Annotated in this window: 16 protein-coding genes; 12 read left to right on the top strand and 4 right to left on the bottom strand. The window is 39.4% G+C overall.

The window, feature by feature from the left end:
- Nucleotides 1-78 precede the first annotated feature (78 nt).
- The 4 genes from helD to AB3219_RS00165 all read left to right on the top strand — a co-directional run bounded on the left by helD (nucleotide 79) and on the right by AB3219_RS00165 (nucleotide 6,269).
- Nucleotides 79-2,373, top strand: coding sequence for an RNA polymerase recycling motor HelD (helD, locus tag AB3219_RS00180; RefSeq protein ID WP_216754398.1), 2,295 nt, complete (start codon nucleotides 79-81; stop codon nucleotides 2,371-2,373).
- 21 nt (nucleotides 2,374-2,394) lie between these two features.
- Nucleotides 2,395-3,321: a type I pantothenate kinase gene (gene coaA / locus AB3219_RS00175; RefSeq protein WP_216754397.1), complete on the top strand. Its 927-nt coding sequence runs from the start codon at nucleotides 2,395-2,397 to the stop codon at nucleotides 3,319-3,321.
- 252 nt (nucleotides 3,322-3,573) lie between these two features.
- Nucleotides 3,574-5,127, top strand: a complete 1,554-nt coding sequence (gene guaA / locus AB3219_RS00170) for a glutamine-hydrolyzing GMP synthase (RefSeq protein WP_216754396.1) — start codon at nucleotides 3,574-3,576, stop codon at nucleotides 5,125-5,127.
- 206 nt (nucleotides 5,128-5,333) lie between these two features.
- On the top strand, nucleotides 5,334-6,269 hold the full coding sequence (locus tag AB3219_RS00165) for a hypothetical protein (protein ID WP_216754395.1): 936 nt from the start codon (nucleotides 5,334-5,336) through the stop codon (nucleotides 6,267-6,269).
- A 191-nt stretch (nucleotides 6,270-6,460) separates the two neighbouring features.
- On the opposite strand, the gene AB3219_RS00160 is transcribed toward AB3219_RS00165, so the two are convergent.
- The 3 genes from AB3219_RS00160 to AB3219_RS00150 all read right to left on the bottom strand — a co-directional run bounded on the left by AB3219_RS00160 (nucleotide 6,461) and on the right by AB3219_RS00150 (nucleotide 8,739).
- Nucleotides 6,461-7,303 carry a nucleotidyl transferase AbiEii/AbiGii toxin family protein gene (locus AB3219_RS00160; RefSeq protein WP_216762918.1) on the bottom strand — a complete coding sequence of 281 codons (843 nt, stop codon included), beginning with the start codon at nucleotides 7,301-7,303 and terminating at the stop codon, nucleotides 6,461-6,463.
- Nucleotides 7,300-7,893: an abortive phage infection protein gene (locus tag AB3219_RS00155; RefSeq protein ID WP_216754393.1), complete on the bottom strand. Its 594-nt coding sequence runs from the start codon at nucleotides 7,891-7,893 to the stop codon at nucleotides 7,300-7,302. The genes AB3219_RS00160 and AB3219_RS00155 overlap by 4 nt, the downstream gene beginning before the upstream one ends.
- Nucleotides 7,894-8,232: 339 nt before the next feature.
- Nucleotides 8,233-8,739: a MarR family winged helix-turn-helix transcriptional regulator gene (locus AB3219_RS00150; protein WP_057748908.1), complete on the bottom strand. Its 507-nt coding sequence runs from the start codon at nucleotides 8,737-8,739 to the stop codon at nucleotides 8,233-8,235.
- Between the two features lie 142 nt (nucleotides 8,740-8,881).
- On the opposite strand from AB3219_RS00150, the gene AB3219_RS00145 reads away from it, so the two are divergent.
- The 6 genes from AB3219_RS00145 to AB3219_RS00120 all read left to right on the top strand — a co-directional run bounded on the left by AB3219_RS00145 (nucleotide 8,882) and on the right by AB3219_RS00120 (nucleotide 12,824).
- The gene (locus tag AB3219_RS00145; RefSeq protein ID WP_263794708.1) at nucleotides 8,882-9,823 is read left to right on the top strand and encodes an ATP-binding cassette domain-containing protein; all 942 of its coding nucleotides are present in this window, start codon (nucleotides 8,882-8,884) and stop codon (nucleotides 9,821-9,823) included.
- Nucleotides 9,824-9,836: 13 nt separating this feature from the next.
- Nucleotides 9,837-10,613 (top strand): ABC transporter permease, encoded by a 777-nt coding sequence (locus AB3219_RS00140; RefSeq protein ID WP_216762916.1) that lies wholly within the window; start codon nucleotides 9,837-9,839, stop codon nucleotides 10,611-10,613.
- 381 nt (nucleotides 10,614-10,994) lie between these two features.
- Nucleotides 10,995-11,348 (top strand): MmcQ/YjbR family DNA-binding protein, encoded by a 354-nt coding sequence (locus AB3219_RS00135; protein ID WP_216754444.1) that lies wholly within the window; start codon nucleotides 10,995-10,997, stop codon nucleotides 11,346-11,348.
- Nucleotides 11,349-11,387: 39 nt separating this feature from the next.
- Complete coding sequence (locus AB3219_RS00130) at nucleotides 11,388-11,756, top strand: DNA alkylation repair protein (RefSeq protein WP_216754443.1); 369 nt, start codon at nucleotides 11,388-11,390, stop codon at nucleotides 11,754-11,756.
- Entirely contained in the window at nucleotides 11,645-11,938 is a 294-nt protein-coding gene (locus AB3219_RS00125) for a DNA alkylation repair protein (protein WP_216754442.1), read from the top strand. The genes AB3219_RS00130 and AB3219_RS00125 overlap by 112 nt, the downstream gene beginning before the upstream one ends.
- 37 nt (nucleotides 11,939-11,975) lie before the next feature.
- Entirely contained in the window at nucleotides 11,976-12,824 is an 849-nt protein-coding gene (locus AB3219_RS00120) for an aldo/keto reductase (RefSeq protein WP_263794710.1), read from the top strand.
- A 61-nt stretch (nucleotides 12,825-12,885) separates the two neighbouring features.
- Here the strand turns inward: AB3219_RS00120 and AB3219_RS00115 are convergent, their stop codons facing one another.
- Nucleotides 12,886-14,064, bottom strand: coding sequence for a cyclopropane-fatty-acyl-phospholipid synthase family protein (locus AB3219_RS00115; RefSeq protein ID WP_263773430.1), 1,179 nt, complete (start codon nucleotides 14,062-14,064; stop codon nucleotides 12,886-12,888).
- A 215-nt stretch (nucleotides 14,065-14,279) separates the two neighbouring features.
- On the opposite strand from AB3219_RS00115, the gene AB3219_RS00110 reads away from it, so the two are divergent.
- Together AB3219_RS00110 and AB3219_RS00105 are read left to right on the top strand one after the other, a co-directional pair.
- Entirely contained in the window at nucleotides 14,280-14,582 is a 303-nt protein-coding gene (locus tag AB3219_RS00110) for a MazG-like protein (RefSeq protein WP_216754447.1), read from the top strand.
- Between the two features lie 157 nt (nucleotides 14,583-14,739).
- Nucleotides 14,740-15,747 carry an aldo/keto reductase gene (locus AB3219_RS00105; protein WP_216754446.1) on the top strand — a complete coding sequence of 336 codons (1,008 nt, stop codon included), beginning with the start codon at nucleotides 14,740-14,742 and terminating at the stop codon, nucleotides 15,745-15,747.
- Nucleotides 15,748-15,801 lie beyond the last annotated feature (54 nt).

The raw sequence follows: 15,801 nt of genomic DNA, 5'->3' as shown, positions 1-15,801 counted from the left end.
AAGCAAAAAACTTTCGATTTACTAGGAGAGCAACTGAATGATTCAGTGTCTTAAATGTCAATTATTTGGAGGGTTTTCATGACTGATTCAATACAAAAGTACGAACAGACCCATTTAAATGAAGTAATTACCAAGATTCAAGAGGCAATTCAAAATGCCACTAAAGATGTGAAAACAGCGGAGACTGACTCCAAAGCGATTGATAAAAATTTTAGTAATGAAGTTCGTATGAACACCAGCACGTATTCTGGAATGATGGATACGGCAATTTCGGTGCGGCAACAACAACAACTGTTGTCAGAACGGCAAAATAGTTGGCGCCATGCGAGCCAACAGTTGGACGTTTTGAAACGTCTTGAAAAACGACCTTATTTTGCGCGCATCGATTTTCATGAAGAAGGCGAAAAAAATGACGAGACCATTTACATTGGCCTTGGCTCATTTTCGGATACACCAGAACATTTCTTGATTTATGATTGGCGAGCACCAATTTCAAGTGTTTACTATGATGGTAAGTTGGGAAATGTATCCTATGAAACGCCTGATGGTACTCAGGAAGTAAACGTTAAATTAAAACGACAATTTACGATTGAAAATAGTAAAATTGTCACAATTTTTGATACCGACGAAACGATTGGTGATCAAATGTTGTTGCAAGCACTGGGCAATTCTTCTGATACCAAAATGAAAAGTATCGTTTCTACGATTCAAAAGGAACAAAATCAAATTATTCGGGATACACATTCGGACTTACTGTTTGTGCAAGGTGCTGCTGGTTCAGGTAAAACGGCGGCCATTTTGCAACGAGTGGCTTACCTGTTGTATCGCTATCGCGGCAATTTAACGGCTAGTCAAGTAATTATGTTTTCACCAAACCAAATCTTTAATGACTATGTGGACCAGGTGTTACCTGAACTTGGGGAACACAATATGGTTCAAATGACCTATTATCAATTCACCAAACGCCGCATCCCTAACATGGAAGTTGAAACCCTTCAGCAGCGATTTGAAGGCCGCACTGATCCGGTTTCTAAAAAGATCCGCCGGTTGGAAAATAGTTTAGTTTACTTCAACGCAGTAACTAAATACGCTAAGCATTTGGAATCAGCGGATATGAAATTCCGCAACCTGATGTTTAGAGAAAAACCATTTGCTGATCAAACGCGATTAAACGATATTTACTATAGTTTTAATGAAAATTATCATTTGGGAAATCGTTTGGATGCGACTAAGGAAACGTTATTAAAATCTTTGAATCACCGTATTGGTGGCGAAGTGCGTTCTAAATGGGCCGAACAAGCCGTTCAATCTTTGAATCATGAAGATCTTGAGAAGTTATACGGTGGAGAACCGCGTGAGTTCGATGACAGTGATAAAGAATTCAAATTTTTAGCACGTAAATTAGTTATTCAGGCTTTACAGCCGGTTCGTAACGCGATCGTGCATAATCGTTTTCTCAATATTAATGCGCAGTACGTTCACTTTTTACGAAGTGTGCCGCATTTAGTAAATTTGGAAAAATTTGGCTTAACGGAATCTGATTGGCGTACCTATGTAAATGAGACGGTGGAAGGCTTGAAAAACCATGCCATTTCATTAAATAACACCTCAGCTTATCTTTACTTGTATGATTTGATTGTGGGTAAAAAAGGCGAACGTGATATGCGCTACGTATTTATTGATGAAATTCAGGATTACACAGCCTTTCAGTTAGCCTATCTGAAATTTAATTATCCACGGGCAAAATTCACATTATTGGGTGATTTAAATCAGTCTATCTATAGTAATGAAAGTACGACCACGTTACTGGCAGAACTATCAACTATGTTTGATAAAGAGAAAACTCGTGTGATCCAACTGGCGAAATCTTATCGTTCTACGCAGCAGATCACAGACTTCACCAAAGAAATTTTAGTCAACGGAGAAGCAATTGAGGCCTTTCAGCGTGAAGGTGAGCTGCCAACGATTAGTGTCAGAAAAGATCTTGATGCGGCAGTAAAACGCGTCCAACAACAGCTGACTAAAAATGTTCAAGATGGTGAAACCACTGCGATTATTGGCAAATCAGTTGCAGCCTGTGAAGAAATTACTAATGCGTTGCGCGCGGCCGGGGAAAGAGTAACGTTGATTCATACTGAAAATCAGCGTTTGGCACAAGGAATTGTCGTTGTGCCTTCGTTCTTAGCAAAGGGACTCGAATTTGATGCGGTAATTGTCTGGGATGCTTCTGATAAGACGTATCATGATGAAGACGAACGTCAACTACTTTACACCATTTGTTCACGAGCGATGCACCGGTTGACCATTGTGGCAACAGGAAAACAATCGCGCTTGTTAGACCGCGTAAATACCAAGTTATATGCAAACGACTAAGAGTTTATTGAGGAAATAAAAATGGTAGAAGAAGACCAAAGTTACTATCGATTTCTAAAAGACGATTGGAAAAAATTGACACCTGAAGCAAAGCTGCCATTATCTGACCAACAATTAAAAGCAATTAAAGCGTTGAATGACCGCATATCCTTACAGGATGTCCAAGATATTTATGTCCCACTGGTGCACTTGTTGATTAAAAAGTTTCGGAGTTTTCAAGATTGGCAAGCTACCAAAACTAATTTTTTACAATTACCAGAAAAACGGGTGCCGTTTGTGATTGGTATTTCTGGAAGTGTAGCGGTTGGAAAAAGTACCACGGCGCGTTTACTTCAAGTACTGTTGACCAATTTTTTTCCTGAATTACACTCACAGTTAATCACAACGGATGGTTTTTTGTATCCTAATGCTGAACTGAAAAAACGACAAATTTTGGGTCGCAAAGGATTTCCCGAAAGCTATGATATGGCAAGCTTATTGGACTTTATGGGTTCAGTTAAGAATGGTCAGGCCAAAATTCAGGTGCCGTTATACTCTCATCAAAGTTACGATATTGTTCCAGATCAGTTTGAAATAGTTGATAATCCGGATATCTTGATTGTTGAAGGGATCAACGTATTGCAACTGCCTTCCAACCAAACCATTTATATCAGTGACTTTTTTGATTGGTCAATTTATGTAGATGCTAATCCAGAACTAATTGAAAAGTGGTTTTTGGAACGCTTTGGCATTTTACTGGATACGGCCTTTCATAATCCGAATGATTACTATTATGAATTTGCGCAATGGCCACGAGAAAGGGCTTTTGCAGAAGCTAAAAAAGTTTGGCAACGAGTTGATCTCCCCAATTTAGACGAATTTATTTTACCAACTCGTTCTCGAGCCAACTTAATTTTGCATAAAGTAGAACATCACACAATGGACGCCGTTTATTTAAGAAAATATTAGAAATCTAGAAGCCAGTTTGACGAGAATCAATTTCAAACTGGCTTTACTTTAATCATTATTATCAGTAGAATTGATACTAGATGTTGAATAACTAAACTTTAAAAAAATCATAGAGTAAACGTGCCAAACTAAGCAGCTTCTTCCGTTTTGCTACGGAAAGCAAACGATTCCTAACCCGAATCATTTGCCTTCCTAGGCAATACTCGGAAGCTGGGCGCTTAGTTTGACACTCTCTAATCATGAGGTGAAAACTTGGCTAATTTAGATTTGTCCCAATTCGACAAGATCATTGTTTTAGACTTCGGTAGTCAGTACAACCAACTCATCACACGACGCATTCGTGAATTTGGCGTATATTCAGAGTTACTCTCACACAATATTACCGCCGATGAAATTCGCAAAATTAACCCTAAAGGAATCATCTTCTCAGGTGGCCCCAATAGCGTTTATGATGACGATGCCTTTCGTGTAGACCCAGAAATTTACAAGCTGGGCATTCCTATTTTAGGAATTTGTTACGGCATGCAGCTCATGTCCTACAATTTAGGCGGTAAAGTTGAACCAGCAGACAACCGTGAATACGGCCATGCTGATATTGACGTTACGGATTTGCAAACACCTTTATTCAAAGGATTACCTAGCCGTCAGACCGTGTGGATGAGTCATGGAGACTTAGTCAAACAAGTGCCCGAAGGCTTCACGTCCGTGGCAACTAGCAAAAACTGTCCCATTGCTTCTATTGAAGACCCGAAACGAAAGTTTTATGGCATTCAATTTCATGCTGAGGTTCGTAACACACAATATGGCAATGAAATTCTTAAACACTTTGCGTTTGATGTTTGTGAAGCCAAAGCTAATTGGTCCATGAACGACTTTATTGAATTACAAATCAAAAAAATTCGTGAAGAAGTTGGCGATCGCAAGGTCTTATTGGGCCTTTCCGGTGGTGTTGATTCCAGCGTGGTAGGCGTATTATTGCATAAAGCCATTGGTAATCAATTGACCAGTATTTTTGTAGATCACGGGCTGTTGCGTAAGGGTGAAGCCAAACAAGTGATGGATAGCTTGGAAGGCAAGTTTGGCCTGAACGTGGTTAAAGTTGATGCTCAAAAACGCTTTATGGATAAATTGGTCGGCGTTTCCGATCCTGAAAAGAAACGTAAGATTATTGGTAACGAGTTTATTCAAGTGTTTAACGATGAAGCTCAAAAGCTGGATGGCATTGATTTCTTGGCTCAAGGCACCTTGTATACGGATGTGATTGAAAGTGGTACGGATACTGCGCAAACCATCAAATCGCATCATAACGTGGGTGGCTTACCAAAAGACATGCACTTTACTTTAATTGAACCTTTGCGGACTTTATTTAAGGACGAAGCTCGTGACTTAGGCGAAAAATTAGGGATGCCATCTGACTTAGTTTGGCGGCAACCATTCCCAGGTCCTGGTTTAGGAATTCGGGTGCTCGGTGAAATTACTGAGGACAAGTTAAACATTGTGCGTGATTCTGATTGGATCTTGCGAGATGAAATTAAAAAGGCTGGCTTAGATCGAGATATCTGGCAGTACTTCACCGTTTTACCAGGCATTAAGAGTGTTGGTGTGATGGGTGATGGTCGGACATACGACTATACGGTTGGTATCCGAGCTGTGGATTCTGTGGATGGCATGACGGCTGACTTTGCCCGCATTCCGTGGGATGTGTTACAGAAGATCTCTGTGCGCATTGTAAATGAAGTCGATCACGTTAATCGCATTGTGTACGATATTACGAGCAAGCCACCGGCAACGGTCGAGTGGGAATAAAATATATATATTAAATGGATACGGAATGTTGATTTAACGGCATTTGTGAACTTGCAAAATGGATAAGTCGTTGTTGAACCTGAAAGTTTCTCCACCAAAAGCCCCACCAAGAATCGTGGAAGTCTTCAGTCACTTAAGAGTGATTGAAAATCTTCCACGATTTTTTGACTAGATGCTAAAAAGTGTAGTACAAGGGAGGAAATGTTATGCGTAAGTTTAATTATGAAGATTGGAATATAGAACCGGAGTTAGAAACTGGGAATGATGATTTTGTATTTGGTAATTATGTTGATTGGGATAGATTTAGGCAGGACGAAGAAGAAAATCTGCTAGCGTATTTTGACATTCAATTACCCTGGGGCGAGGAATTATTTTTATCAGAGTATTTTGAGCTTCTCAGACAAGAAGTATTTCAGAATACATCTATTGTTGAGGACTGTGATTTAGACAAATTGGAAATCACAACACAGAGCAATATTATTTCAGAAATGGTCATTCAGTTTCCAAGACGTAAGGACAGTAAGTCAGATGAAATTATTTCTGCTGTCTTTGATTATTATGGAATTCCATCGGGGACGGAATATGAACATGAACTACCAGAAAAGCTAAAGTATTGGCATAACATGTTAGAGAATGGCTATCTTGAAAGTGAATATGAAAACTATAGAAAATACCCCCTTAAATTTGGGACCTATAAGAAAACAATATCCGAGATAGCATTAAAAGTTAGTAATACTTCTGATACTCTGACTAAAAAAGCATTAATTCTATCATCGTTTATTATTAGTGAAAGCTTACTAAAGTCTGCAATTGTTTCTAAAATTCCAAAAGAAACAGCAATTAGCAAGTTCAGCAAGGAAATTTTGTCAAAGGAAATTGATAATAAGCTTCGAGGAAGTGTTAATAAACGAAATGAGCTATTTAAGCAACTTTTCAATGAAAAGGCTCCAAAGCAAGAATGGATTAATCTTAGGAACTCATTAGCCCATGATATAGAATCCTCAACCATACAAGGTAACGAAATAAGCTATATCAGTTTCATTGATCATAAGGAATACACGGTTAATTTTGATAATTTGTTTAAACAGCAGATGGATTTTTACAAAAAACTACAAAAGATTATGAAAAACGATGACGAATGAACAAAATAGAATATACTCACGTTAAATGTCGATTAAAACTATAATTATGAAGCACTTCAGTGTACTTTTTGTGATGTTAGCATGTTGCTTTCGAGTCGTTTCTGACTGCACAGATAATAAGAATCTATAAAATGGATTTTTTCGATGCTTTTTTGAAAGTCAGGTAGAATTTAATTTTATTTCTCTGTGTATTAATTCTCAATTTCTTTCATTAAGTTGAAAAGTGCTTCTAGTGCAGTTGTGTAGCCGATTGATTGAGCGTAGTCATATTGCTGCTGGTACTGTTGCCAAGAAGTTTTTAAACTTTCGGAATCGGATAGAGTACTGATTTCGGTTAAGCGGTTTTCGATCGTTTTGTTTGGAATATGATCAAACGCTGCACTTTTGAAAAATTCTTTTTTTAAAAGCACAAGATCAATGTCGGTACGGTAGAGAATGGACAGTGAGTAAACATCAAACAAATCCTTAGCACGCGTGTTTAGCATGCCGTGATTTAGAAATGCTGATAACTTGTCTGCCAAGATTTTTTCAACGGGGATGCCATAAATTGGAAACGTTTCAGCGGCGTTTAAAATACTTTGGTGATCGAGCATGATTGGAATCGTCTCATAGGGATTACCTTTTGAAATATCCAGCTTTACACTGACTTTACTTTTTCCCATTTGTGCCAGCAGATTGACACGAATTCCAGGATAATCATCATCAAGTTGTTTTTGTTCAATCGACTTGATTGTAAAATTGACATAATCGGTAGATTGCTCGAAGACTTCATTCAAAACGGTTGCTAATTTATCTGGTTGCAAGGCTGGTCCAATATAGATTGCATCAAGGTCTTGGGTCATTCTATTTTCAATTCCGACAAGACTTTGGATTTCAAAACCACCTTTGAGAACAAAGTAACGGCGATAATTAGATTCAGAGATCTGCTTTAAAAAGTGTTCTAGAAAAAAGAGTTTCTGAAAATGTTGAATATTGTAGCCAAGCTTACGGGCGCGTTTGCTGATCATTGGTAGAACTTTATCAACTTCACTCATTGCAGGGAGACCTCCATTACTTTTAGCAAGGTACTGTTTGGGTATAATTCATCCTTGATTTCGGTTAAATTTTTAAGCCTTTTTGCGCTGGGTGAACTTGCTAGATATTTTTTAAGCGCATCATTCTTGATGTAGGGCTGAATTTGTTTTGATTCCCAAACATCTAATAACGTGCGTTCCTTTGAATAAACTTGAACAGTACCGCCATTTTCGGTTTGGGCGGTTTCGATACCAAGTAAATAGCGTTTTTTTGATAGATATCTGGCTTTAATATGATACTTCTTCAGTGATGCTGCGTTAAGATGATATCCTTGTGGGAATATCAGATCATAATGAAGTGGCATTTCATCAGTCAAGTCATGAATGATTAAAGCACTAACTAACGAGAAGATACCGCGCGAGAATTTTTGACTGATCAAGCTAAATTCATCGAGCAGGTAATCTGGGAAAATATAGATACCACGATCAATCTTTTTAATGGTGCCATCAGTTGATAGTTCATGAATTTCATCTTTGGATAAACCGTATGCTTGTGCGGTTTTGTAAATGAACGTTGGGTAGTCATGTTCCAGTTGAGTTAAGGTATTCATTGTTATTAATCACACCCCTTATATACTATATTTTCTTATATTTATAGTATATAGGTTGAAAAGTTAATTTGCAACTTTCAGTATGACTATGTTTCGGCTTGATTTATAAATAACTTCCCGTCATTGGTAGGAGAGCAATTTTCTTGTTTCATGAGATTATATCTTTTCTTTTCAGTGTCTAGCCTTCCTAAATTTTTTGTAATTTACCGGAACGAGATCATCCGATTTGAAATGCCATGAGACGGCCATACCAATACCCAACTCATAAGAAGCGACAGCATTTGGTCACGTATTGATTAAACTAAAAGCTATCAATTGCAAGCCTACTGCAATTGATAGCTATTTTTTAAACTGTTTTAAATAGCGACTAGCGAATAATTTGTGGAATTTTACGCCCAATGTGGGATTAGCCGCATCAATATCGGCATACATGGCGGTTGTGATTTTGGTCATGAGCGCGGATAGTTGTTCTAATTCAGTATCCGAGAGCGTACGTACAAAGGGCGGAACCTCTTGGGCGGCAGATTCAATTTCTTGTCGGCCTGCGGGGGTTAAGTTGACTAAGTTGACCCGACGATCTTTTGGGGACTTGGTTAAAGTCACTAACTCCCGTTTAACTAGTTTGTAGACAAATTCGCTCGTGGATTGGGGTGACATGCCCAAACGAGTGGCAAGCTGGCGTTGGGAAAGGTGATCCTCATCCGTTAAGGCCAATAAAATTTTGCCCTGGCCTTCAACGGTCAAGCGAGGGCGCGCCTGTTTGACAATATCATCATAGATTTTGCTGAGCTGTTCGTATTCGGCTAACTTTCCGGCGGCTAATTCGGCTTTAATTTCATTTGCCACGCTGTATCACTCCATTCATTCGGTGTTTTCTTAAGTATACAACATTCTAAAATTTACGGCGATGCCAGACTTGACATTTTAATCAGGTACCCTTACTATATATTTAGTCAGGTCACCTGATTAAATATAAGGAGGTCGCAATATGAATCAAGAATATGTGATTCAAGTAAATAATTTAAAAAAACAATTTGGTCGCAAAGTCGCTGTGAGAAACGTGTTGTTTGAAATTAAAAAAGGTGAGATTTTTGGTTTACTGGGACCCAATGGTGCTGGGAAAACTACGATTTTAAGAATGATGACGACTTTATTAAGTCAAGATGCAGGTAATGTTTTGCTGAATGGCTTTGATACGTTGACCCAGAGCCGTTTAGCACGGCAACAGTTTAGTATCACGGGTCAAACCGCAGCAATTGATCAAGATTTGACTGCACGTGAAAATTTAATGATTTTTGGAAAACTAAATGGCTTAACGCATACCGCTGCCAAAGCGCGTGCTGCGGAATTATTAACCGATTTTGATTTGACGCAGTCGGCGGATCAAACGTTGGTTACTTTTTCCGGTGGCATGCGTCGTCGTTTAGATTTGGCGATCAGTCTGATCGGCAAACCCGCAATCCTTTTTTTAGATGAACCGACTACTGGCTTGGATCCACGGACCCGGATGCAAATGTGGCAAGCAATTCAAAAGCTGGTTGCGGAAGGCTCGACAGTGTTGTTAACCACCCAATATTTGGAGGAAGCTGATCATTTGGCTGATCGAATTGCGCTCATTGATCACGGAAAGCTAGTGGCAATGGGGACGCCAAATGATTTGAAACAACAAATAGGTGGCATGCAACTTCGAATTGAAGTCACAAATTTACAAGAGCAACAGCCAGCCAAAAAGCTTATTCAGGATACGTTGGCTCTACCGGTTAGTGTCAATGATCGCACGTTGACCGTGTTACTCGACCATACGAAAATGCGAAAGGTTTCGCAAATCTTAGGTCAGCTTCAAGATGCAACTATTGCCATCAATAATTTTGCTGTGGAAACGCCGCCGTTAGATGATGTTTTCTTGAAACTGACCGTTGGCAAAAATTAAGGAGAGACGAACTATGAAAATGGTAGTAACCAAAAATCAAATTGTGCACAATATACTGACAATGACCCATCGAAACATACTCAAAACGCTGCATAATCCAGATAGCCTTAGTGATGTTGTGATTGAACCGGTGATCTTTACGTTGCTGTTCGGTTATTTGTTTGGCGGTGTCATTGCGGGTAGTGTGCACGCCTATTTACCGATGCTGGTATCGGGAATCCTGGTGCAAAGCATTTTAAATGCTGCCTCGGGTTCTGGACAACAATTACGTGAAGATATTAATGCTGGGGTCTTTGACCGATTTAAAACTTTGCCGATTTCGCCAATTGCCCCGTTGGCAGGTCAATTAGTTGGCGATAGCTTGCGACTCCTCCTTTCGGGGATGATGGCTTTAATCACGGCCTTTGTGATGGGGTGGCGACCGACTGTTGGCTTGCCAACTTTAGGAGCAGTGCTACTGTTGGCAATTTTTATTGGTTGGGCAACCTCTTGGATTTTTGCCTTGGTCGGTCTCATGGCTAAGAATGCGGAATTGATCGGCAGTTTATCCATGATCATCATTTTGGTGATGACCTTTTTATCAAATGCCTTCATTCCAGTAAAGACGTTGCCCAGATTTATTCAAACAATCGTTAAAATTAATCCGGTTAGTTTAACCATTACGGCAATCAGAACTATTTTGAGGACTGGAAACTGGGGCGGTAATGCCACCGTGGTACTTATAAGTGGTGGGATCATTATTTTAATTTTTATGCCATTAACCGTTTTGGTTTATCAGCGACGTGGGTAGAAACTGACTGCGAGTTCTAAGTAGATACTTTTATTAAAATTCAGGAGGCTGGGAAAAAATCCCAGTCTTTCTCTGTCTCTGACCTTCAATAGTGGGAATCGAAAAAACGACCTATGCTCAAAGGCAAAACAAATTTTTCTCCGCGTCCTTGATATCTTTTAATTGGCGTGAAAACGGTGTAATATTCATGATAAGGACCGAATCAGTGAAATAAAATTAGGGATCATTCATCTAAGAAGCACTAAAAGTAGCCCAAAGCGTATAGGCGTTTCAAAAAATTGGGCCGTGCTTTAAATAGTTGGTGTGGCAGCGGGCACAACACCCAAATTAGGGTGTTAGGTAAGTCAACACCGGAGTGGTAATTGTAAAGGAGGTTGGAAAATGACGCGAGAAGAGGTTTTTGACTATGTTGACAAGAAATACCAAACAAAGCCAGAGTACCTATGGCGAAAGTATCCTACATATGCAGTTTTACGTCATCGTGATAACAATAAGTGGTTTGCAATAGCGATGAACGTTAGTCGTTCAAATATCGGATTGGCGGGGGATGCAGAAGAAGAAATCTTAGACGTGAAACTTCCACCGAAAGAAATTGAGATAATGCGGACCTTCGACGGCTTTCTTCCGGCGTATCACATGAATAAGCGCAACTGGATTACTGTCAGACTTAACAAAGTTACAAGTGAACAGATAGCAAAGTTGATTACTGCAAGTTTTGAACTAACGGCGAAATAGAATTTTGACATAATCGCGTAAAAAAGAGTGGAGTCTGAAATGACAAATAGACTAACTGCTGCAAGCTTTCTAGCTGACTTGGCTCAGCTTAAATCCGATGTTGAACTGGATAAGTATCAACGTTATTTTCAATTCAATAAAGAGGATCAGTCGCCCGTTGATTATTTTATTGGCGTCAAGATGGGGGATGTCTTTAAATTGGCGAAGGCGTATGTTGCGATGCCAACTTTGGAGATAGAAAAAGTCCTTGAAAGCCCGATCCATGAAGCACGTGTTGGTGCCGTTAGTATTATGGATTGGCGCAATCTTCTAATATCTGGGAACGTAAAACTGCGATTGTCAGCACAGTTTTTTTTATTAAACAAGGTGAGGTCGAAGATACATTTGAAATTGCCAAAATTTTGTTAAATGACAGTGAAGATCTAATACACAAAGCAGTTGGTTGGATGTTGCGGGCTGCTGGAGATATGGAGCCAAAATTGCAGTTAGCTTTCCTAAGTGAGTATGCCCATGACATGCCGCGTGTGATGTTGAGATACGCAAGTGAACACTTGAGTAAAGCACAAAAAGAGAAACTACGAAAGTTGTGAAAAAGTAGTTACGCTAAATGGAAGGGAGATAAACAGGATGAAAGAACTAAATTTTAAGGGCGTTTCATTGCCAGCTATTGGAATTGGCACTTGGCATATGGGCGACCAGCCACAAATGTACGCGCAAGAAAAAGCCACAATTCTTTATGGACTGCAGCATGGCGCTACTGTCATCGATACAGCGGAAATGTATGGCGAGGGTAATGCCGAAAAATTAGTAGGGGATGTCTTACAGGACTTTGATCGTTCAAAAGTTTTTCTCATCAGTAAATTTTATCCACAAAACGCCACTAAAATCAAAATGAAACAAGCACTGGATCGCAGTTTAAAGCGACTAAAAACTGACTATCTTGATTTATATTTACTCCATTGGCGTGGATCTGTACCTTTGGCAGAAACTGTGGCTGGCTTGGTTGAACTTCAAAAAGCAGGCAAGATTCATCATTGGGGAGTTTCCAATTTTGACACTGATGATTTGAAAGAACTTTATGCTTTACCAAACGGAGCGCAAGTTTTTGCCAATGAAGATTTGTACAATTTGGCTAATCGAGGGATCGAATATGAGTTGCTACATTGGCAACGGCAACAAAAATTACCGTTGATTGCATACTCACCCGTTGATCAGGGCGATTCCCGTGGACAAAATTTGACGCAAAATGAAATCATTCAAGATATCGCCCAAGCACATCAAGTCACGCCGATGCAACTTTTGTTGGCATGGACAATTCAAGCAAACGATGTCATGGCGATACCACAGACGAGTAATCTAGAGCATATGAAACAAAATATTGCCGCCGGTGAAATTAAATTATCTAAAGCAGAAATGCAACAGATTGATACGCAATTTCCGGCACCGGACAGCAAGCAAAGTCTACGCATGATTTAACCTAAATAGGAATTATCAAAAAACCGTATTTCGAAATAATTCGAGATACGGTTTTTAAAAACTAATTTTCGGTGTACATATAATTACGGGTCATAGGTAAGCCATCACCACTTGGTGCTTTGGTTAATAAGAATTGCATGACATCAATGTTGCCAGCTTCAAACGAAGCGGCCGCTGCCTGAAGATAAAGATCCCACATCCGACAGAAGCGTTCATCAAACATGTCACGAACTTGGTCACGTACCTGGTTGAAATTGTGATCCCAAATTTCAAGTGTTTTTTGATAGTGACGACGTAAGGGTTCCAAATCATCAATTTGTAGATCAGCTTCAATCATGTAATCAAGGTTCTTGGAAACACTAGGAATATAACCACCAGGGAAGATATATTTGGTAATCCACGGATCTACACCAGCACCGTTATGCTGACCTGTAATGCCATGGATTAAAGCACGTGCACCAGGTTTTAAGAGTTCGTTTACCTTTTTAAAGTATCCAGGAAGGTTATCTTTGCCCACGTGTTCAAACATACCTACACTTATCACATAGTCAAACTGGCCTTTAATTTCGCGGTAATCCTCTAATTTCACTTCAACTAAATTTTCTAAACCACGTTTCTTAATTTGTTCTTTTGTATAGTCGTACTGCTCTTGACTGAGTGTAACGCCGGTAGCATGCAAGCCATAGGTTTCGGCGGCAATATACAACAGCGTTCCCCATCCAGAACCGATGTCTAGTAATGTCTTGCCACGTTCTGGTTTCAACTTTTTTAAAATATGATGAATCTTATTCAACTGCGCTTGTTCCAAAGTGTCATCTTTATTTTCAAAATAAGCACAAGAATAAGTTAAGGTTGGATCTAGCCATAATTTGTAGAAATCATTACCAATATCATAGTGGCTTTGAATATCTTTTTTGTTTTCAGCTTCGGAATGTCCCTGCTTCGGGAGAAATTTCATAAAACTTTTATCATGCATAAAGCTGCTAGATTGCCGGTAAGCAGCGGCTACCACTTGCTGGATGGAGCCCTTGATATCGATATCGCCGTCCATATAAGCTTCGCCCAATGTTAAAGTAGCATGTTTGGCCACTTCTTTCATTGATAATTTCTTGTTAATGTCAATTTCGGCTTTGGGGGTGCCGTCGCCATAAGTCTCAGACTGGCCGTCCCAATAGTTGACGGTAACGGGAAAATCAAAGGCATGACTCAATAATTTCTTGTATACTGTTTTTTCTAACACGTACTTTCACTCCATTTCAAAAGTTTAACAAAATTATTTTAGCTTTTTTTGACAAGATATGTAAGTAAATGAAATTCAACAACTATTTTTATTGAGAGACACCTTTCTTGAAGCGAGTTTGTTAAAAATGAAGAGCGGATAGTTATGGCTGGCTCATCTGGAGTAGAGATGTCATACTGAGGTGATCACAAATGGGATACAAGAAAGGCAAAAAGATGGACTTAAAAGAATTAATCACACGTAGTCAGGCAATTCGGACCCGCTATCATGAACTCGAGCGGGCAAATCATGGGACTGAATGGACAATTGACGAGGATTTATTGGCTTTATCCAATGATATTGGCAATTTAGATAGGCTGGTGATGACCAAGAATGGGCGCTATTATGACGAAACACCGTACACATTGGAACATAAATTAGCTGAAAATATCTGGTGGCTAATTGAGCTATCTGATCGTTTGGATGTCGACATTGAATCTGAGCTGGAAAAGTTTTTGACTGAAAAAGAGCAACTATAATTTTCAAATGATGATAGCAAAAAACGGTGCGTGAACATGAAACTGGTGCGAGCTCTCTTTTAACTTGGTTGCACGATAGGACTTGACTTGAAGTCTACTTCAAGTAGTAGAATTCACAGTAAATAGTATGGGAGGTTTTATGATGACAAAGACAGCTATGCAGTATGCAAAATTAGGTAAAACAGCTATTGAAGTTTCCAAGATTTGTATTGGTGCCATGAGTTTTGGTAAGCCAGGAACCATGCACGATTGGAGTCTTGAATATCCAGATAGTGAAAAAATCATCAAACATGCTTTAAATTTAGGAATTAATTTCTTTGACACAGCTAATACCTATTCTAAAGGTACGAGTGAAGAATATTTAGGTCGCGCTTTAAAGGAAAATAATGTGGCGCGTGATAAAGTTGTGCTAGCATCAAAAGTCTATTTCAATCCTGGTCGACTTTCTAGTGAGGCCATTCATCGTGAAATCGATGGCTCTTTAAAACGATTAGGCACAGACTACTTAGATTTGTACATTATTCATCGATTTGATTATGACACACCTGTGGAAGAAACCATGGCCGCCCTTAACGATTTGGTTAAAGCTGGAAAGGTTCGCGCAATTGGGGCTTCAGCAATGTATGGTTATCAATTTAATCGTATGCAACAAGTGGCTAAGGATCATGGTTGGGCACAATTCCAAGCAATGGAAAATCATTATAATTTGTTGTATCGCGAAGATGAACGTGAATTAATCCCTGTTTGCAAGCAATGGGGTGTTTCGTTGATGCCGTATAGCCCCTTAGCTGCAGGACATTTAAGTCATCGTGAATGGCAAGTTAATACCTTGCGCAGTCAAACGGATCGCGTGGCAATGGGCAAGTATGATCGTGCAGAAACTGAGGATCTCAGAATTGTGAAACGAGTCGATGAATTAGCCCAGAAATACAATGTTTCTATGAGCCAGATTGCATTAGCTTGGCAATGGGCGAAAGGAGTAATGGCGCCCATTGTGGGTTCAACGAAAGCGAAACATTTAGATGATGCCGTTGAGGCGTTATCGATTAAATTGACTAAAGAAGATGTTGATTGCTTAGAAGCGCCGTATTTTCCTCATGAAATTGTAGGTGCGATTGATCATAATCCAGATCAGGGGACAGTCTTAATTGATGAAAAGAAATAGTATAAACAAGAATCAGAGAATTAAAGATGTGCGAATGCTGGTAGTTATGTCGGA

It is taken from the genome of Pediococcus ethanolidurans, assembly GCF_964062635.1.
GTDB lineage: Bacteria > Bacillota > Bacilli > Lactobacillales > Lactobacillaceae > Pediococcus > Pediococcus ethanolidurans.
Note: the sequence above shows the minus strand (reverse complement) of the source record. Positions and strands in the feature narration are given on the sequence as shown.